A 20,203-nucleotide genomic window follows, 5' to 3' on the forward strand; every position below is an offset into this window, starting at 1 on the left:
AGCGCACTTAGGTGCGCTTTTTTTATGCCTGCGATTTAGTTCGTGATTGTTGTGCCCTCTGAAACAAGCCGTAAAGCCATCCATGGCGGCTTCGCAGCAGCGTCCCTGCTGCTGAGAGTTCTAGATTGAATAAGCGCCACCCCTTTGTTGTGATACTGTAACAATTAAAGGGTACTATGCTCTGTTTATCAGTTTTGCGAGATTTTCATGATTACACGACGCCAGTTTTTAGTGGGTTCTTTGGCATTTGGTGGCCTAGCTAGCAGTGCTTTTGGTAAAAAGTTGGATTTGGCGTCTATGCCGATTAGTGAAGGCTATGGTGCACTAATCGCCGACCCTCAAAAGCTGCTCGATTTACCTAAAGGCTTTAGCTATAAGGTTATATCAAGCCTTGGAAATAGCATGTCTGATGGTATGCATGTACCTGACAGAGCGGACGGTATGGGTTGTTTGCCTGTAGAAGGCAGTAGCGACAAAGTGGCGCTTATACGTAACCACGAACTGCACCCCAAACATTTGAGTGCTCAGCCACAGTCTATTCAAATGCATACTAGCGAGTTGGCCTATGACAACTATCATAGTGGCGTTGCTTTACCAGGCGGCACCACAACCATGGTGTATAACCTTACTACCAAAATGGTAGAGCGAGAGTTTATCAGTCTTGTTGGAACGGTAAGAAACTGCTCGGGCGGCACTACGCCTTGGGGCACGTGGCTAACGTGTGAAGAGTCCGTAGACCGACCTCATGGCCCGAACGGCGATGTGGTAAGCAAAGATCACGGCTACATATTTGAAGTACCTGCAAATGCTGACTCACTCATTGAAGCTAAACCACTTAAAGCAATGGGGCGCTTTAACCATGAAGCGGCATGTGTTGACCCCAAAACAGGCATTGTTTACCTGACTGAAGATCAGGGTGACAGCTTGCTATATCGCTTTGTGCCTAACGAGTACGCTAACTTGGCAGCTGGCGGCCAATTAGAAGCCCTGGTAGTAAAAAACAAACCTCAGTTTGATACACGTAATTGGAGTTCCACAACTATGCCATTGGCGACGTGGTTCGACGTTGAGTGGATAGCATTAGACAACCCAGAAAGCCCGAACGATGACTTACGCGCTAGAGGATATGAGAAAGGTGCTGCCTTATTCGCTCGCGGTGAAGGTATACATTGGGGTGAAAATGAGCTTTATTTTTGCTGTACTAATGGTGGCCAAAAGCAGCTCGGTCAGGTGATGAAACTTGTTCCTTCTGTAGATGGTAAACAGGACAAGCTTCAGCTATTTTTAGAAAGTGAAGACAAGAACTTATATAACTTCGGCGATAACTTAACCGTATGTCCAAACGGGCATCTATTGGTGTGCGAAGACCAATATACCGACATTGTTGATAATCACTTACGCGGTGTTACACCAAATGGAGAAGTGTATAACTTTGCAAAGCTCCATGCGCAAACTGAACTTGCCGGCGCGTGTTTCTCGCCTGACGGCAATACGCTTTTCGTGAATATTTACTCTCCAACGAAGACCTTAGCTATAACCGGGCCATGGCTTGAAGGTTAGAGATCAGAGGTTGGAGACCAGATATTACGGTTATCTAGAAAACTGGCGTCATTTATTCTTATTGCTTTAAAATGGCGCCGTTATCCCCCAAGTGTGAACTGCAAATTTCTATCAACCTTTCTTTCGTCACGCATCATTTACTTACTTTCATACCTTTTCTCGATTAGCTAGTATCTTTACAATCAAATAAGTTGATTATATGAATCGTTTTAACCCGTTTTAATAGTTTTGTTCAATTAATGATAATGCTCTCAACTTAAGAAGGAGAGCCAAATGAGCGCACTATTAAAAAAGCTAACAACGGCGAATAGCCACCGTGTTTCCTCCACAACCAATCAACCCATTCGAACGCAATGCAATTACGCTGATAACTATTATGGCGACCAAGTTTGCGTAGAAGTCAAAGCCCCTAAACCTCGTACCAACCTTCATGTGGGAGTACAGCTGTGAGAACCTCAAAAATGCGGTTATTAATAACCACGAACAGCATGGTCAGCTACGCACAACGAGTACTAATCGCGATGTGAACTACCAGCCAAGCCGACGTCTTGATCTTAACGAAGATCCAGCGTTCCGTTACTCAAGCAAACCGCTTGCAGGTATGACGCAACAAATTCCGTTCTACAAAGAGCAGAACTTTAAACAAGCAGGGGAGTTTTTCAGAAAACTAACCAAAGAAGGCCAGCAAAACCTGATTAATAACTTAGGTGGAGCACTGGCATCGGTGCCTGAAGAAGAAATCCGCGTCATTATTAGTGCATATATGTACAACGCAGATAAAGACTACGGCAAAGGCGTAGCGAAACTAGCAAAAGCACCAATGGCTAAAGTTCGTCAAACGGCGAAAGACTTAATGGAACAGCAAGCTGCACGTGCCGCTAAAGCAAAGCAAGTTGCTGAAAGCCTGACGGCGCTAATGCAATAAACCCAAGCTACTAAAGTCAGAGCTACTAAAATCAGAAGTACTTAAGTCAGAAGTACTAAAAGGTGGGCTATTTATCGTTGGTAAATAGTCCACCCAATGCGTAGCTACCTAATCTCAAATATTACTTTCCACTTTTTGCGTCGATAAATAAAGAGGGCACAATGTCTATTTTTAAGCACTCACTACTATCAACACTGTTCGTTATTGTCACTCTATTCAGCTTCGATGCCAGTGCTGTAACACAAGTAACTAGCGCGGCGGACAAACCTGCGCAATCAGCTTCGCTATCTATGGATGCACTAAAAGTGCGGTATTTCGACGCAGCTAGAGAAGGCGACAGCACCATGTTGCAAGCCTTTTATAACGCTGGGCTAGATGTAAACGTCGCAGATGAAAAAGGCTATACAGCACTTATTCTTGCGGCGTACCACGGTCACACTGACACCGTGAACTTTCTTATTGAGCAGGCGAAGGTAAACCCGTGTCAAGAAGACAACCGCGGGAATACTGCACTTATGGGCGCTATATTTAAAGGTCATGTCAGTGTGGCAAAGCAGCTGGTTTTTGCCGATTGCGATATAGACGAAGAAAACGCAAATGGGCAAACGGCCCTAATGTTTGCAAGCCTCTTCGATAGACAAGAGATTGTAAGCAGCCTAATAGAAAAAGGCGCAAATCCCAAGCATGTAGATAAAGCTGGTAACTCAGTGGCAGATATAGCCTTGTCGCAAGGCAATTACGCGCTGGCTGAGGCACTGAACAAAGATAATAAGTAGCTTACCTCACCGGCTTTTAGTTGCTGCGCTCACGTCTATCGTGTTAATTCTGGTATTGATCAAGAGTTTTGCGACATTTCACCGCGCTTTTGTTAACTTTCTTACTTTCTTTTATCGCTGTAAGCGTCAGTATCAAATGATTGATACGAGAAAGTTAGGGTTTGCAGAGTTAAAATCACTCGCAGAATTGGCGAATGAAATGGTCGAGTCCAAAAGAGATATTGAGGCGCGGCTAGCAAGTGTAGAAGCCGAGTTGGCCACTAAGAAAGCCTCATAACCACAGAGGGCACTTTTATTTCTTAAGCGGTCGACTCATTATTGCATCAATAAGGTATAAGCCAAGCAAGGTAGAAGCAAAAATGAAGTTTAACCGCTTAGGAAATAGCGACTTACAGGTGTCGGATGTGTGTTTGGGCACAATGACATGGGGCATTCAAAACACCCAGCAAGATGCAGATGAGCAAATGGCGTTCGCCCTGGATAAAGGCGTGAACTTTGTCGATACGGCCGAAATGTATCCTGTTCCCCCAAATGTAGATACCTATGGCGATACAGAGCGCATTATCGGCAATTGGATCTCGCGAAATGAAGCAAAGCGCTCTGATATTGTATTAATGACTAAAATCGCCGGCAGTGGCTTAAAATACATTCGCAATGCAGGGCCCATTACAGCTGACGCTATCGCAAACGCACTCACCTATTCATTAGAGCGCTTAAAGACCGATTATATCGACGTTTACCAGCTACATTGGCCAAACAGAGTAACACCACATTTCGGTAAGCATTGGCCGGATGGTGCTGATCCAACCAAAACCAGTCGAGAGAAAGAACTGGATGGTATGCGTGATATCCTTTTAGGCATTAAGCGCGCGTTGGATGAAGGGAAAATTAGACACTGGGGGCTGTCAGATGACACGCCTTGGGGCATTCACGCCTTTCTTACACTTTGCAAAGAGCTGGATATGCCGCTACCTGTTTCTATTCAAAATGAATTCAGTTTGCTCCATGCGAAAGACTGGCCATATTTAATCGAAATGTGTGAGCTAGAGAATATTGCGTATTTACCGTGGTCACCGCTAGCAACGGGTATGTTAAGTGGTAAGTATCAGGATGGAGCCAGACCGGAAGGTAGTCGTTGGACACTAGCTCAGCGTATGGGGTTATTTAGAGATAAAGCGCCAGCGCAGGCAGCTACAGCTGAATATATGAAGATTGCAGAAAACGTAGGAATAACACCTTCGCAGCTCGCGTTGGCGTGGTGTAAGCAAGTGCCTGGTGTTACCTCAACAATTATTGGTGCTACCACTGTGCCTCAACTTAAAGAAAATATAGATGCGTTTGATATTTCACTTTCGAAGGAAACATTGGACGACATTCACGGTGTACTAAGGCAGTATCCTTTAGGCTTCTAAGCGAATTTTTTTCTTCCTAAGATTGGCGGGGTAGCACTTCACTCCCCGTCATTTTTGTGTAATACGCACGTCATATTATGAGCTTTTCAAGTATGAAGTTGTGCGTATTATGTCAATGATTGACCCTCAACTAGCCAAGAACAGTGTGCTAGAAAAAGCACATAGCTGGCGTAAGTGGCTTCTTTTAGCCTTGTTAGTCTATGTGATGTTATTAGCTGTCAGCATGATCGGCAGCGGATTCAAATTTGCTACTGGCGACCACGCGAAATCTCTTTTTAGTTTTGCTTCTAATCCTGTCATGGGATTGATTATTGGTATGGTGTGTACCGCACTTATTCAGTCTTCAAGTACGGTTACCTCTATTATTGTCGGAATGGTAGCGGGTGGTTTACCCATAACTATCGCTATACCCATGATGATGGGCGCCAACATTGGGACCAGTATTACCAACACCTTGGTGAGCCTTGGTCATGTTGCAAAAAAAGATGAGTTTCAACGAGCCTTCAATGCGGCCACTATTCATGACTTCTTCAATGTGCTGTCGGTACTAATTTTCTTACCTCTTGAAATGGCGTTTGGTATTTTGGAGTTCTTAAGTGCCCAATTGGTTGCGCTTATCCATACAGGTGAAGCCATCGGTGTGTCTGGTGTTAATCCTATTAAAGCGATGACGCAACCGGTAACAGACATAGTTACACAAGCATTCTCCTTTTTACCTTCTATTTATCCGGGCGTAGCGAAAATAATTCTTGGTATCGGCCTTATTATGTTTTCAATTACCTACATGGGTAAAATTATGAAATCACTTATGGTAGGCAAGGCAAAGGCGTTATTGCATACCAGCATAGGAAAAGGGCCACTCTCTGGAATAACGTCGGGTGCTGTGATGACAGTGCTAGTGCAATCCTCGTCAACCACCACATCGCTCATGGTTCCTTTGGTTGGCAGTGGAATTTTAAAAGCTAAGGATATCTATCCGTTCACATTGGGCGCAAATATAGGCACATGTATCACTGCGCTTATCGCAGCGTTGGGTGTAGTGGGGGTTAATAGTGGATTTGCACTACAAATAGCGCTTGTGCACCTGATTTATAACGTTCTGGGCGTTACGCTTATTTACGGGCTGCCTTTATTGCGCAATATTCCGCTCAATTTGTCTTATCAATTATCAGTGATAGCGGCAGAGCGGAAAATGTACGGCGCAGCTTATATCGGTGGCTTATTCTTTATTATGCCTTTGGGTATTATCTTCACTACTATGTAGCTAATGTAGCGCGCCATTCTATTTTTCTGTATGCACAAAAAAACGGCGCTGATGAGCTCAGTGCCGTTTCTCTTTTTTAACTTAGTGCATGTATTAGAATGCGTATTTTGCTGAAACTTGGAAGCGGTTCATGTCGCCTTCAAGGCCGGCTTCAATTTCACGCTTTGCGAAAGCGTATTCAGCGCCAACGGTTAGCGCTTTAGTTGGCGAGTACAAGTAGTTTACACGTGTGCTATAAGTGCTTTCAGTGGTAGCTAAACCCGTTAATGATACGTCATTGTCTGCTTCAAACGCCGAGAACATGATGCTACTGCGCGCTTTTTCGCTCCACTTGTGACGATACGCAACGCCGTAACCTGTTGAGTCTATGGCTTCAAGGTCGCCGCTTTCGGTAAGTACTGCACCATTAACTGCGTTTAGCGCAGAGTATCTGCCTAAACCTTTACCCGTGTTGAACGTGAAGCGAATATCGTCGCCATTAGACAAATTGTATTTACCGGTTACCGATACACCAAAGCTGGTTTCGTCCGCATCAATGCCAGCGGCATTATCGTAAGACAACTGTCTTAATAAGCCCGCTACTTTTACATAACCCCAGTCATACTTTGACGTATAGGCAGCTACAAAGTCTGGAACGCTGCTGTCGTCACTCGTAATTCGGCTACCACCGCCAAATGGCGTAATGGTTGATTCTGGGTTTTCAAGCGCAAGCTGTAGGCCGCCGTTGGTATATCTCACCATAACTTGACGGGCAAAGGTGATGCCGTCAGTGGTACCAATAAAATCAAGTGATTCTGGTAATGAACCTACGTCCATAAAGGTCGTCCATGTTTGGCCCACCAACCAATTCTTGTAAGTTAAGTACGCGTGGCGTACTCGCGGAGTGTAGGAGTTACTGATTCGCTCATCACCGCCGCTAGTTACAAGGAAGTCGAGTTCGAATACACCGTTAATTGTGTCGCCTTCAGCCGTAGGCGTTGACGTTGCAAAGCGGAATCGTGACGTTCTGATATGCGCGTCAAATTGTGGATCTTCGTCAACGCCACCAACAGGTGTTAGTGAAGGAATATAGAAATCGCGACCTACGCTACCTGATGCAATGGTGCCATCTGAGTAGTCACTAACCATAGCGTCGACTTTAACGTAGCCTGTGAATTTCACACTTGTGTCGCCGATTGTTGCTGCTTGTGCTGCACCTGTAGATGCTGCCAGGCACAGCGCTACTGCTGTAACCGTATTTTTTATTTTAGCTTTCATCGTGTCTGTTCCAAAAAAGTGGTTAAATAAATGTAAATTCAACGTTAACATTGCTGATTGTGTACTTATTATCTAAAAATTAAATAAGCCAATGGTCGCATAAGACTATAGTCGTAATGCTTTTAGTCTAACTTTTTAACTAGCACCTTAGTTGTAGGCTGCTAAGACCAAAGTCTCATTTTGCTTTGTGGGTGAATGGCTAGAGTGTTTCACCATACAACAAGAATTTTACATCATTGATATTGGAGGCAATCTTTATGACCGCCAGCAAAACTTATCCTGTGCCTGAGAACATTCTTCAGTCTACACATCTAACCGCATCTCAATATGATGAGATGTATAAGCAATCTGTAGAGCAACCTGAAGCGTTCTGGGCTGAGCACGCATCCATGCTTGAGTGGTATCAAAAGCCCACCAAAATTAAAAACACAATGTTTGGTGAAAACGATGTGTCTATTAAGTGGTTTGAAGATGGTGAGTTAAATGCCAGCTATAACTGTATTGACCGCCATCTAGCTGATAATGCTACAAAAGTTGCCTTTCACTGGGAAGGTGATTCACCAGAAGATAGCCAAGATATCACGTATCAACAAGTGCACTATGAAGTTTGTAAATTAGCGAATGCACTTAAAGAAATGGGCGTAGCAAAAGGTGATCGTGTTGCGATTTACATGCCGATGGTACCCGAGGCTGCCTACGCCATGTTAGCGTGTGCCCGAATAGGTGCAGTTCACTCAGTGATTTTCGGTGGTTTCTCACCAAACGCAATTGCCGATCGTATTAATGATAGCAACGCGAAAGTGGTCATTACGGCAGACGAAGGCCGCCGTGCTGGAAGAAGCATTCCGTTAAAAGCGAATGTAGATAAAGCGCTGGCTGGCGATGCATGTCCATCTATCACTCACGTTTTAGTTCATAAGCTAACGGGTGGAGACGTAGACTGGAATGCTAAGCACGATGTGTGGTGGCATGACGCTGTTGATGGCGTGTCAGCGCAGTGTGAACCAGAGGTAATGAACGCGGAAGACCCACTGTTTATCCTCTATACATCAGGCTCTACTGGAACGCCAAAGGGTGTAGTACACACTACGGGCGGGTATCTCTTATATTCTGCGATGACCTTTAAATATGCTTTTGACTACAAAGAAGACGATGTTTATTGGTGTACCGCTGATGTAGGCTGGATCACAGGCCACAGCTACATGGTTTATGGCCCAATGGTGAACGCCGCATCACAAGTGTTCTTTGAAGGCGTACCAACTTATCCAGACGTTAAACGTATTGCTCAAGTAGTAGAAAAATACAAAGTAAATAGTTTATATACCGCACCAACTGCTATCCGCGCATTAATGGCGCACGGAGATGTTCCAACTGAAGGGTGTGATGTCTCATCGCTTCGCCTTTTGGGGACAGTAGGTGAGCCTATTAATCCTGAAGCATGGGAATGGTACCACCGCGTAATTGGTATGAGCCGTTGTCCTATTATCGATACATGGTGGCAGACAGAAACAGGTGGACACATGATCCTGCCTTTGCCTGGCGCTACGGAGTTAAAGCCTGGCTCAGCGACTCGCCCATTCTTCGGGATTCAGCCAGCGCTATTTGATGCTGACGGTAATGAGCTTGAAGGGGCAGCAGAAGGTAATCTTGTTATTAAAGACAGCTGGCCGAGCCAAGCTCGAACGGTTTATGGCGATCATCAGCGCTTTATCAACACCTACTTTAGCGCATACAAAGGTGTGTACTTCACCGGTGATGGTGCTCGTTGCGATGAAGATGGCTTTTACTGGATCACTGGTCGTGTAGATGACGTGCTAAACGTTTCTGGTCACCGTTTGGGCACCGCTGAAATCGAAAGCGCACTTGTTGCCCATCCTAAAGTAGCTGAGGCTGCCGTTGTTGGCTTCCCACATGATATCAAAGGGCAGGGTATCTACGTTTACGTAACACCAAATGAAGGGGTTGAAGCAAATGAAGCCCTTACTAAAGAGCTTAAGGCGTGGGTGCGTCAAGAGCTAAGCCCGATTGCTACACCTGATATGATCCAATGGTCTCGTGGATTACCTAAAACCCGCTCTGGTAAAATTATGCGCCGTATTTTGCGTAAGATTGCCGCCAATGAGCATGAGCAATTAGGTGACACATCAACGTTGGCGGATCCATCGGTTGTTGATACACTGATAGAGGAACGTCTAAATAAGTAGAAACTAAGGATATAGACAATGATAACCCTTCTAATCGCTGATGATCATCCGCTGTATCGCGATGCACTAAGAGGCGCGTTGTCGTTGTCACTTCCAGCCTTAACCCTCAAAGAGGCGGGAGACCTTAACACTACAGTCGATATTCTCAACAATGAGGATATCGACTTATTGTTGCTTGATTTGCACATGCCGGGTAGCAATGATTTGTTTGGCTTGCTGCATATTCGAAAACTCTTTCCCGAACTTCCTGTTGCCGTAGTCTCTGGCACAGAAGACACCACACTTATTTCAAAGATTATTAGCGTGGGCGCGCTAGGGTTCATCCCCAAAACTGCCAGTGCGCAAGATATTGCAAACGCCGTAGAAGCAATTCTGGATGGCGATGTATGGCTACCTGATAACTTAAGTGAAGACGTTGATGAGGTGAATGAAGAGTTCTCTGAATTAGCGGATAAAGTTGCCTCGCTAACGCCCTCGCAATACAAGGTGCTTTGTTACATGCGAGACGGCTTGCTGAACAAGCAAATTGGCTTTAATTTAGATATCGCAGAGGCCACGGTTAAAGCGCATGTCACTGCTATCTTTAAAAAGTTGGGCATAAACAACCGCACACAAGCGGTACTTATTGCTTCACAACTTGAGTTGGAGCCGCCAGCTCAGTAGCGTCGAACTTAAGCACGGCTTCTGAGGTAGCAAATTCCGGTAAGAACTTTTCCAATGCCAAGCGGCTTTGTTCACTTAGCAAAGGATTGTCAATTTCAATAACCGTTCGCCCTTCGGTAAGTGCCATACCTTCTCTAAAGTTATCATGAGCTAACAGTAGCTCCTGAAACTTACCCGTTTCGAAGAGCCTTAACAGACCCTCAGCTATCCGCCCTGCTAATGCCTGATTGTCGCTTCCTACAAAGAAAAAGATGGGGCTTGGGTATGAAATGATAAGGTGATCGTCGATAGTCAGACCGCGTGAGAGCGCCTTGTCAGCGAGTTCTTCTTTAATTTCCATAACACTTCTTGGAAACATATCAGCGAAGCCTTCCGAAACAATGCGAAATGACGCCCGGTAGGTCGTTTCCAACACCGGGATATCGTTTGCGCGAAATATCTTCGTATCGGGCCAGTCGTAGCCCAAAACCGCTCGGTATGCTCGTAACGCGTTTAATGACTTTACTTCTTTAAGTCGCGTATCGCCTTCTCTGACCAGCAGTGCACGCTTACCAAAAAGACCCGCCATAATGGGAATGCGAATGGGCAGGAACTGACGTTCACGCTCTGTCGAGGTAACGCTCCACGTCACGTCTAGCATGTGGTGTTCAAGGCTGCGTAGTTGACGCTCTTGCGCCGTTTCTTGGTCGCTGACAATCAGTTCAAAAGAGCCGTATTGAGGTTCAGTAACGCGCAGTGATTCTGTGAGAAGACGTTTAGCGTAGGCGTATACGGCGTCTCGCCCAGGGTGAATATTTGGCAGGCGGAGAACGGTGTGAGGTAAGTCAGTACTTACCTCGTTTGTGTTTTGCTGCTGAGCATTAGCACTCAATAGTGTAAATACACTCAACAGCAGAGAGGCAACACTTAGGGCTTTTTTCGTAACGTCCATATTTTGTATTTCATGCACTAAACGCATGCCTTACTGCAAGTTGCCGCAGGTTTTAACGCTGAATATCCATTGGCAAACTTGTATTGCTAGTCTTTTCCCGTCAGCAAAAAGTCGTGCTCGGGGTCTACAATAAATTGACCCCTCATCGCTTCTCTTCCGAGCAGCATCAAATAGGTCATTTCAGAGCGGTCCGTTAGGGTTAACTGAATATCCCACTGGTACCCGTCCATTATTATAGGCGTAATTATAACATAGCGCTTCTCAAGTGTAGCCGTTGAGCTTTTTACGCGTTTTTGTCCTTCTACACGTGCTTCTCTGCGAACCACGCGTTCAACGTTGTGAATGTCGGGATGGATATCAAATTTAATCCATAATTCACCGTCTTGATCAAACTCTTCAATGTTGTCAACATGAAGTGAAGACGTTGCCGCCCCTGTATCAACGCGTACGTTCAAATCAGAGATGGCGAGTTTTGGTAAATCGCACAGCTCTACCGCACCAACAATTTTTTTATTGTTCATCAGTTTTTCTACCAATTTTATAAAACAGGACCCTGTTCTGGTGGCAATAAATTGTCTTGTAATAATTCTACGTGTTCTGCAACAGTATCAGGCTCTGAAAAGTATGCAATGTGGTATACCGCTTCACCTTCTTGGGTAAGTGGAATATTTTGTTTACCAATTACAACACCTTCTGCAGGGCTTTCAAGGCTATCTAAATAATTGCCAAACGGATCAGCAATAATGGCCAGTTTGTCACCTTTTTCAACATGGTCACCTAGCTGTGCTAAATGCGTCACAAATCCACTTTCTGGCGCGCGAACCCATCCACTTTGGCGCGCTATAAAACGCTCGATACTGTGGCCCTTACTGCGGCTTTTATTCAGCATGCCCAAATGACGCATGGTATTAATAATGCCTCTTACGCCGGCACGAATAGAAAACTCGTCATAACGTAACGCTTGGCCTGCTTCGTAAAGCAGAATTTTAACGCCACTTTCACTGGCCGCTTCGCGCAAAGAGCCATCGCGTAACTCTGCGTTAAGTAGTACAGGTACGCCAAACGCTTTTGCCATTTCCAGTACTTCTGGGTCGTCTAAGTCAGCGCGAATCTGTGGCAAGTTACTACGGTGTATAGCGCCGGTGTGAAGGTCAATGCCGACATCGCACTTACTTACCACTTCTTTGAAAAACAAGTTGGCTAACCTACCGGCAAGCGAACCTTTTTTACTCCCTGGAAAACTGCGGTTCAAATCGCGTCTATCGGGTAAATAACGAGACTGGTTTAGTACGCCGTACACATTAACCATAGGCACCGCGATAAGGGTTCCTCTTATCCGCTCAATCGCTTTTGAGCGGATAAGTCTGCCTACTATTTCGATGCCATTTAATTCGTCACCGTGAATGGCTGCGCTGACGAACATAATGGGACCTGGTCGCTTTCCTCGTTTAACGTAAACCGGAATGCTCATATTGGTGGCCGTGTACAGCGGCGGCATTTCTAACTCAATCTTTTTTGTTTCGCCAGGAGCAATGTTTTCACCCCCAATTTTTAAAACATCATTTACCACTAACGTTTTCCTATAATTACGTTATTGCATAGGTTAAAAGGGTTAGCCTTTTCCACGGGTTTTCGTTTTATGCGGCTCGGCACTCTTTTCAATGAACTCAATAATCATGCTGGCAACGTCTTTGTTAGTTGCTTTCTCGATACCTTCTAAGCCCGGCGAAGAGTTTACTTCCATTACAACAGGGCCGTTGTTCGAACGAAGAATATCCACGCCACAACAATTTAGTCCCATCGTTTTAGCCGCATCTACCGCTGTTTTGCGTTCCGCTGGACTTAGGCGAACTAAACTTGCCTGACCGCCACGGTGAAGGTTAGAGCGGAATTCCCCAGGTGCTGCTTGGCGCTTCATCGCTGCTACAACTTTTCCACCTACCACAAAGCAACGAATATCTGCACCGCCCGCTTCTTTAATGAACTCTTGCACTAAAATACTGGCGTTAAGACCCATAAAGGCTTCAATGATCGACTCTGCCGCTTTTTGCGTGTCTGCCAATACCACGCCAATACCTTGCGTGCCTTCAAGTAACTTAATAACCACTGGGGCGCCGCCAACCGTCTTAATAACATCGTCGATTTTGTCAGGGTGGTGTGCGAAGCCTGTTCTCGGCATACCGATGCCTTTACGTGATAAAAGCTGCAACGAACGCAATTTATCTCGAGAACGGCTGATAGCAACCGACTCGTTAAGGCTGTATGTGCCCATCATTTCAAATTGGCGAACGACTGATGTGCCGTAAAAGCTAACAGACGCACCTATTCGAGGGATCACTGCATCATAGTAAGGCAGTTTTTTACCATTATAGCGAACAGACGGTCGCGCGCTCGTGATATCCATGTAACAGTGCATAGTGTCGATAACGTCAACTTGATGCCCGCGAGCCTGCCCAGCTTCGACTAAGCGTGAAGTAGAGTAAAGACGAGGATTTCTAGAAAGAATTGCAATGCGCATTATAAAAAAGCCTGTAGTTTGTGTTTTATTTTGTCGTTTTATCGACCAATCTACTACCACGTTAGAACGTGATTATTAATTAGACAAGTCATTTTTGCGCGCATACTAATAGAAGTGATAGGGAGTGTCTTACGAATAATTCTTGTTGTGTCGATTGCTTTTAATGCATGAACTTGTCTGTTATTCACGTTAGCATTAGAGCGCGTCGGCCTTTTTAACGTAAAATCAGAATTTAAGGTCAGTCTGCTTAACGAAAAAATGTAAGGATTTGGGTTAATGAATGAGTGGTGGCATGGTTTTTTGGCGTGGTTAACTCAGTACCAGTCAAATGTCGTGTGGAGTGGTTTGGTTTTACTAATTTATTTGGCGATGTCTCGTAAGTTGCTGCCAAAATTAGAAACCAACATCGTAAAGTCAAAGCTAAAATCAAATAGTGCTATTAAAGGACTTTTTGCTGCACGGGTTATTGTCGCTACAGTATCGTTAGCCTTGTTGTTGCTAGCGTGGGGGATCGATTTTTCTGGGCTCTTAGTGCTTTCCACTTCTATCATCACGGTAACCGGTGTTGCGCTTTTTGCTAGTTGGTCACTCATCAGTAACATCACTGCGTACTTTATTTTGCTCACAAACGTAGCGTATCGCAGAGGTAATTATGTGCGCATTCTCGACGGCGATAATTTCATTGAAGGTGTGATTGCCGATGTAGGGCCGTTTAGCACGCGCTTGCTTACCGCTGAGCGTGAAACCCTCATGTATCCTAATAACCTAATTTTAACCCGTCCTGTTTTGCTCAACCCTAAAGAGAAGTGGGGAGCAATGGGAAAAGTGGTGGCAAAGTCGAGCGTAGAAACGCCGGTGGTTAAAATTGAAGAAAGTAAACCACACGACGAATTACTCTAGACGTCTTTCCTTACGCATATAGCGAAAAACCTGCAGCGAGCTACTAGCTACACGTTTTTCGCCTCCCTGATGTAGCGCGTCATACTTTGAAGTAGTGCGCGCAGTTTCGCTGGTTTTAGCGGTTTAGCTAAGAAGTTTACGCCTTGGGCTTTACACTGTGTAACTAAGCTTTCATCTGGTGTCGCCGTTATAAGCGCTGCTGGCACCACAATATTAAGTCGATGTCTTATCTCTTCAATCAAAGCTAGCCCATTTTTCTCGCTGTCATGACTGAGCTGATAATCCATGAGTAAGATTTGAGGCTGAATAGTCTCACAGACTTTCAACGCGTCATCCCAGTTGTTCGCAAGCACCACATTGATTCCCCATTTCTGTAATAGGGTCTGCATGGCATCTAAGTTCTCTCTTTGATCGTCCACGCAAAGCACGTCCATACCTGTAAATGTTGTACTGCGTGGCTTTGCTGTAACGTTGGATATCTGTTTTGGCTCAGCTTTATCCAAGCTAAACGCAAAGCAGCTGCCTTTGCCTATTTTCGAGGTAACACTAATATCGCTGTTCAACTGCAGACTTAAACGTCGAACAACCCCCAAGCCAAGACCTATACCGTGTTCCTTGCTTTCGTTTGCGCGGAAAAAGTCACCAAAAATGCTGTCTTTTTTATCGGTAGATATGCCAATGCCTGTGTCGATAACTTTGAAATAAACGGTGTCTTTGACAGGCTTGATAATGAACAAGACGCGGCCATTTTCCGTGTACTTCACCGCATTTGAAAGCAAGTTTTGCGTTATTCGGTATAAGTACGTTTTGTCAGCTTTAACCCAGCACGGACGTATAATCGCTTTAAAACCAAGTCCTTTTTCCCGCGCGCGCATTGCCATTTCGTCCACAAGTGGTGACAGCAGGGTCCTTACATCAATAGACTCAATATCGGGTTTCATTTCACCTTGGTCTAAGCGTGCAATATCCAGCAAAGTGCCAATCAGTGTTTCACTAGACGTCACGCTATGGCTAAGCTTTTGAATAATGGCTAGCGCTGACTCAGTCAGTTCTTGTTCTTCAAGGGCGCTCACGTAGAGCTTGGCCGCATTTAGCGGCTGCAACACATCATGGCTTGCGAGCGCCAAGAAACGGGTTTTACTGGCATTGGCATCTTCTGCAGCCTTTCGTGCCCTTATCAGTTCTTTCTCGGCATCAGAGCGCCGTTCTATTTCAAGTCGAAGCTCGGCGTTTATGGAGTGTACTTCTTCAGTACGCTTCTTAATACGAGCCTCAAGGTCAATGTTTGATTCTTCAAGCGCTTGCTGTATTTCCATGTGTCCGGTGATGTCGTTGAAGCTTGTTACGAAGCCTCCGCCAGGTAAAGGATTACCTACCATTTCAATAACCCGTCCATCCATTCGTTGTCGCGTGAAGCGATGGGGCATACCAGAGCGCAAATGAGCCAGCCTTTTTTCTACTTCACCGTCTACGTTATCTGCGCCGAACTCACCTTGTGATGCGTTATACCGAATAAGCTTTTCTATAGGCGTACCCACTGCCAACAAGTTATCCGGGTAAGTGTAGAGGTTGGCATAGCGTTTATTCCACGCTACTAAATTTAAGTGTTTGTCGACTACGCTAATGCCTTGGTCCATGTTTTCAAGTGAAGTGAGTAGTGCAGTCATATTAAATTGCATGGCTTGCGTTGTGTCATCGAAGAAGTTGATAACCTCGGTAAAGTCCATCTTCTTACCACGCAATGCGCTGTCTAGCAGTACTTTGGCACTCGATGCGCCAATAACGCCACCCAAGGCGCGTTCGCAAAATGATAAAAACGACTCATCCGGCGTATCGTCGTGCTTTAATTGGCAATTATTGAGTTGCTGATATTGCTCTAACAATTGTTCACAACGCCCAGATCCCATAAAGGTCGACAATAGCGTTATGAGATCGGAGACGGTCACGTTAGTTGCCTGAGCTTTAACGGTGTTGTTAGTGGAAATGGCAGGGGACACAAAGGCTTCAGCTTGCATTCTGTCGATAAGACGCTGCGGTGCAAAGTGTGAAAAGAGTATGTAAACAAAGGTGTTTGCCGCTAAGCTGATCATAGCGCCTTGGCTAATGAGTTCGTTTTGCTCCATTTGTGAAACTTGCTCGCTCACAATAGGAAGCACAAGCCATAACACCCAAATCACTAATCCCACCATTAGCCCTGCGTAAACCCCGTGCGCATGCGCGCGCTTCCAGTAAAGTCCGCCAACAATGGCTGGCATAAGCTGGATAACTAACGAGAACGCAATAAGCCCAATTGAATGAAGCGAGCGGCTGCTGGTCATTTGCTGGTGGTACAAAAACGCCATAAGCAAGATAAACGCGATGACGATACGGCGAATAAGCCTGATTTTGCTCGACACGTCCTGTTTGTCATCGGTATTGCCTGTAAATGCAAGAATACGCGGCAGAATCACATCGTTGGTGAGCATAGTACTCAGTGTGAGTGTTGCCACAATGATCATAGCTGTTGCGGCAGAGAGCCCACCTACAAAGACAATCACTTGAAGAAGAACTGACTCTGAAAATACAGCTAGTGATAGTACGTAAGAGTCGGGCTCGATATTAGCGCCAGCAAAAATAGCTTTGCCTGCAATGGCGATAATAGGAATTACCGCGGAAATAATGGTCAGGTAGAGAGGGAATAACCACCTTGCCGTGCGCAGATGACCTAGGCTTAGATTATCAATAATGGCAACGTGAAACTGCCTAGGCAAACAAACAATGGCCGCTGCCGCCATGATAGTTTGAGCGATGAAAGTAAACGAACCAAACTGCGCCAAGGCTATTTCATTGGTGAAACTTTCGAAGAATGGACCAGACTGGGTGCGCTTCCACGCACTATAACCAACGATGGCAACCAGCACTAACGCCAGCAATTTAATGGTCGATTCGAAGGCGATAGCCAGCATCAAACCCCGTCGGTATTCGGTGACGTCCGTTTGCCGGGTACCGAAATATATTGCGAATGCCGCGATGAAGCCAGTGGCGGCAATAATAATGCCGTTGCTGTTAGGCTGCTGAGTAAGAAGTTGGAAAGTAGCGCCCACTGCTTTTAATTGGAGCGCGATATAAGGAATAGTGGCAAGGAGCGCGATAAGCGTAACTACCAAAGCTACGGTTTGGCGCTTTCCATAGCGCGACGCGATGAAGTCGGAAATGGTAGTGATGTGTTGCTTCTTGCTGACGAGGGTTAACTTGTAAATAAACTTATAACCCAAGACGTAAACGAGAATAGGCCCAAGCATGATTGGCAGGTAAATCCAGGTGTCTCTACTTGCTTGGCCTACCATGCCGAAAAAAGTCCATGCGGTACAATAAATAGCGAGGGCCAGCGAATATATAGCGGGATGTGACGTTAGTGCTCTAGCGGTGGGCGAGTTCTTTTCACCCCAACTCGCCAGTGAAAACAGCAAGAAGAGGTACAGTACTGCAAGTGTTACCCAACCAAAAACCATAACGTTCCTTTTAACTTAGTTTTAACAATGCTGTCGCTATTATAATCATTTCGACCATGGTCTACCTACGACCATGGTCTCATTTTGAAATTTTAAAGGCAGGTCTAGAGTAATGCGCGAGCTCCTAAATGCTTGACTTTGCTGCCTGTGATTGTCTTTCCTCAATCACGTAACACGCAGCAATAACGTTAACAAAGCCGGGCGTTAGGAATATGTAAAATCATAACAATCAATTAACCTGACATGAGGGTGAAACAATGGCATTTAGAAACGAAGAGGACAAAAAAGCGTATTGGAGGGAGAATCTCGCTCTTCTCGCCAAGCTTTTAGTCGTTTGGTTTATCGTATCATTCGGTGCCGGCATTATTTTTGTCGATATCTTAAATGAAATCCAATTTTTTGGCTTTAAATTAGGCTTCTGGTTTGCGCAGCAGGGCGCAATTTACGTATTTGTTGCATTGATCTTTGTCTACATGGCGAAGATGAACGCCATGGACAAACGCTACGGCGTAGATGAGGAGTAAATCATGGACGTTCAAACTTTAACGTTTATTATCGTCGGCGCATCGTTTGCGCTTTATATCGCTATCGCTATTTGGGCTCGCGCAGGCTCAACTAACGATTTTTACGTTGCAGGTGGCGGCGTACCTCCCGTTATGAATGGGATGGCAACGGCAGCAGATTGGATGTCGGCAGCCTCGTTCATTTCAATGGCGGGTCTTATCTCATTCATGGGGTATGACGGTGCAGTATATCTAATGGGGTGGACAGGTGGTTATGTTCTACTTGCGCTTTGTTTAGCTCCCTATTTACGTAAATTTGGCAAATTCACGGTACCTGACTTCATTGGGGATCGTTATTACTCACAAACCGCGCGTACGGTTGCTGTATTTTGTGCAATCTTCGTTTGCTTTACATACGTTGCAGGTCAAATGCGTGGCGTAGGTGTGGTATTCAGCCGCTTCTTAGAGGTTGATATTGTGTCTGGCGTGGTTATCGGTATGGTTATCGTGTTCTTCTACACGGTACTTGGCGGTATGAAAGGCATTACTTACACGCAAGTTGCACAGTATTGTGTAATGATTTTCGCCTACATTGTACCAGCGGTATTTATCTCTATGATGGTAACAGGACATATCCTGCCGCAAACCGGCTTTGGTGCAACCTTAGCAGACGGTTCGGGGGTGCATATGCTGCAGAAACTCGATAATTTGTCTGTCGAGTTAGGCTTTAACGAATACACCTCAGGAACAAAAAGTACCATTGATGTATTCTTTATCACCTTTGCGTTAATGGTAGGTACAGCGGGTCTTCCACACGTAATCGTTCGCTTCTTCACTGTGCCTAAAGTTCACGATGCGCGTAAATCTGCAGGCTATGCACTAGCGTTTATCGCAATTCTATATACCACAGCACCGTCACTAGCAGCGTTTGCCCGTGTGAATATGATCGAAACCATTAATGGACCTGAAATGACGGGAACTAGCTATGAAGAAGCGCCGTCGTGGATTAAAAACTGGGAACAAACTGGCCTTATCTCATATGAAGATAAGAACGGTGATGGCAAGATGTTCTATTCGGGTGACGAGCGCAACGAAATGAAAGTTGACCGCGATATCATGGTATTGGCTAACCCTGAAATTGCGAACTTACCTGCGTGGGTTATTGCACTCGTTGCAGCGGGTGGTGTGGCAGCAGCACTGTCAACGTCCGCAGGCTTGCTGCTGGTTATTTCAACCTCTGTTTCCCATGATTTACTGAAACGAAACTTTATGCCAAACATTACCGATAAAGCCGAGCTCATGTATGCGCGACTTGCTGCTGGGGTGGCCATTGTCATAGCAGGTTACTTCGGTATCAATCCGCCAGGCTTTGTTGCACAGGTGGTGGCATTTGCCTTCGGCTTAGCGGCGTCGAGTTTCTTCCCGGCAATTATTATGGGTATCTTCAGCAAGCGCATGAACGATAAAGGTGCTATTGCTGGTATGATTTCAGGTATTGCCTTCACTGCGGCTTACATTATTTACTTCAAATTTGTAAACCCAGCGGCCAATACGCCTGACAACTGGTGGTTTGGTATTTCTCCTGAAGGTATTGGTACCTTAGGTATGATGGTGAACTTCATTGTGGCTTTCCTTGTGTTCAAAGCAACAGATGAAGCGCCAGAAGAAATCCAAGAACTGGTTGAAAGCATTCGTTATCCTAAAGGAGCGGGTGAAGCATCAGCGCACTAAACTAATGTTGCCTTAAGATAGGCTTTAGCAAAATAAAACCAATCTACTGGCGAAAGTGAGTAGGTTGG

17 protein-coding genes and 1 pseudogene are annotated in these 20,203 nt (G+C 45.4%); 12 read left to right on the forward strand and 6 right to left on the reverse strand.

Annotated elements, in window-relative coordinates:
- The first annotated feature begins 207 nt into the window (after positions 1 to 207).
- The 7 genes and pseudogenes from ACFI6J_RS11370 (at position 208) to ACFI6J_RS11400 (ending at position 5,937) form a co-directional block, all read left to right on the forward strand.
- Positions 208 to 1,560, forward strand: a complete 1,353-nt coding sequence (locus ACFI6J_RS11370; RefSeq protein WP_278344175.1) for an alkaline phosphatase PhoX — start codon at positions 208 to 210, stop codon at positions 1,558 to 1,560.
- A gap of 273 nt (positions 1,561 to 1,833) precedes the next feature.
- Positions 1,834 to 2,010: a hypothetical protein gene (locus ACFI6J_RS11375; protein ID WP_155279885.1), complete on the forward strand. Its 177-nt coding sequence runs from the start codon at positions 1,834 to 1,836 to the stop codon at positions 2,008 to 2,010.
- Between the two features lie 7 nt (positions 2,011 to 2,017).
- Positions 2,018 to 2,485: pseudogene (locus tag ACFI6J_RS11380) on the forward strand (catalase-related domain-containing protein); the annotation flags it as partial.
- A 161-nt stretch (positions 2,486 to 2,646) separates the two neighbouring features.
- Entirely contained in the window at positions 2,647 to 3,261 is a 615-nt protein-coding gene (locus ACFI6J_RS11385; RefSeq protein ID WP_278344173.1) for an ankyrin repeat domain-containing protein, read from the forward strand.
- Between the two features lie 136 nt (positions 3,262 to 3,397).
- Positions 3,398 to 3,538: a hypothetical protein gene (locus tag ACFI6J_RS11390; protein ID WP_239240177.1), complete on the forward strand. Its 141-nt coding sequence runs from the start codon at positions 3,398 to 3,400 to the stop codon at positions 3,536 to 3,538.
- An 82-nt stretch (positions 3,539 to 3,620) separates the two neighbouring features.
- Positions 3,621 to 4,673, forward strand: a complete 1,053-nt coding sequence (locus tag ACFI6J_RS11395; RefSeq protein ID WP_278344172.1) for an aldo/keto reductase — start codon at positions 3,621 to 3,623, stop codon at positions 4,671 to 4,673.
- A 109-nt stretch (positions 4,674 to 4,782) separates the two neighbouring features.
- A complete protein-coding gene (locus tag ACFI6J_RS11400; protein WP_239260144.1) occupies positions 4,783 to 5,937 on the forward strand; it encodes a Na/Pi symporter in 1,155 nt (384 codons plus the stop codon).
- Positions 5,938 to 6,030: 93 nt separating this feature from the next.
- Here ACFI6J_RS11400 and ACFI6J_RS11405 read toward each other — a convergent pair whose 3' ends face one another.
- Entirely contained in the window at positions 6,031 to 7,194 is a 1,164-nt protein-coding gene (locus ACFI6J_RS11405; RefSeq protein ID WP_014977485.1) for a DcaP family trimeric outer membrane transporter, read from the reverse strand.
- Positions 7,195 to 7,451: 257 nt separating this feature from the next.
- Between ACFI6J_RS11405 and acs the strand changes: the two genes are divergently transcribed.
- A complete protein-coding gene (gene acs / locus ACFI6J_RS11410; protein WP_014977484.1) occupies positions 7,452 to 9,398 on the forward strand; it encodes an acetate--CoA ligase in 1,947 nt (648 codons plus the stop codon).
- 18 nt (positions 9,399 to 9,416) lie between these two features.
- Positions 9,417 to 10,061 (forward strand): response regulator transcription factor, encoded by a 645-nt coding sequence (locus ACFI6J_RS11415; protein ID WP_014977483.1) that lies wholly within the window; start codon positions 9,417 to 9,419, stop codon positions 10,059 to 10,061.
- On the opposite strand, the gene ACFI6J_RS11420 is transcribed toward ACFI6J_RS11415, so the two are convergent.
- The 4 genes from ACFI6J_RS11420 to rimK form a co-directional block, all read right to left on the reverse strand.
- Positions 10,021 to 11,010 (reverse strand): hypothetical protein, encoded by a 990-nt coding sequence (locus ACFI6J_RS11420; RefSeq protein ID WP_014977482.1) that lies wholly within the window; start codon positions 11,008 to 11,010, stop codon positions 10,021 to 10,023. The genes ACFI6J_RS11415 and ACFI6J_RS11420 overlap by 41 nt on opposite strands.
- 68 nt (positions 11,011 to 11,078) lie before the next feature.
- A complete protein-coding gene (locus ACFI6J_RS11425; RefSeq protein WP_014977481.1) occupies positions 11,079 to 11,513 on the reverse strand; it encodes an ATP-dependent zinc protease family protein in 435 nt (144 codons plus the stop codon).
- 17 nt (positions 11,514 to 11,530) lie between these two features.
- Positions 11,531 to 12,562 (reverse strand): succinylglutamate desuccinylase/aspartoacylase family protein, encoded by a 1,032-nt coding sequence (locus ACFI6J_RS11430; protein ID WP_278344171.1) that lies wholly within the window; start codon positions 12,560 to 12,562, stop codon positions 11,531 to 11,533.
- 42 nt (positions 12,563 to 12,604) lie between these two features.
- On the reverse strand, positions 12,605 to 13,510 hold the full coding sequence (gene rimK, locus ACFI6J_RS11435) for a 30S ribosomal protein S6--L-glutamate ligase (RefSeq protein ID WP_039216404.1): 906 nt from the start codon (positions 13,508 to 13,510) through the stop codon (positions 12,605 to 12,607).
- A 276-nt stretch (positions 13,511 to 13,786) separates the two neighbouring features.
- Between rimK and ACFI6J_RS11440 the strand changes: the two genes are divergently transcribed.
- On the forward strand, positions 13,787 to 14,410 hold the full coding sequence (locus ACFI6J_RS11440; RefSeq protein ID WP_014950819.1) for a mechanosensitive ion channel family protein: 624 nt from the start codon (positions 13,787 to 13,789) through the stop codon (positions 14,408 to 14,410).
- Positions 14,411 to 14,457: 47 nt separating this feature from the next.
- Here the strand turns inward: ACFI6J_RS11440 and ACFI6J_RS11445 are convergent, their stop codons facing one another.
- A complete protein-coding gene (locus ACFI6J_RS11445; protein ID WP_462557540.1) occupies positions 14,458 to 17,901 on the reverse strand; it encodes a PAS domain-containing hybrid sensor histidine kinase/response regulator in 3,444 nt (1,147 codons plus the stop codon).
- 257 nt (positions 17,902 to 18,158) lie between these two features.
- Between ACFI6J_RS11445 and ACFI6J_RS11450 the strand changes: the two genes are divergently transcribed.
- Both ACFI6J_RS11450 and ACFI6J_RS11455 read left to right on the forward strand, forming a co-directional pair.
- Positions 18,159 to 18,425: a DUF4212 domain-containing protein gene (locus ACFI6J_RS11450; protein WP_014950817.1), complete on the forward strand. Its 267-nt coding sequence runs from the start codon at positions 18,159 to 18,161 to the stop codon at positions 18,423 to 18,425.
- Positions 18,426 to 18,428: 3 nt separating this feature from the next.
- Positions 18,429 to 20,135, forward strand: coding sequence for a sodium:solute symporter family protein (locus ACFI6J_RS11455; RefSeq protein WP_014980378.1), 1,707 nt, complete (start codon positions 18,429 to 18,431; stop codon positions 20,133 to 20,135).
- The last annotated feature ends 68 nt before the right edge of the window (positions 20,136 to 20,203 follow it).

This window comes from Alteromonas sp. G4i13, assembly GCF_054960505.1.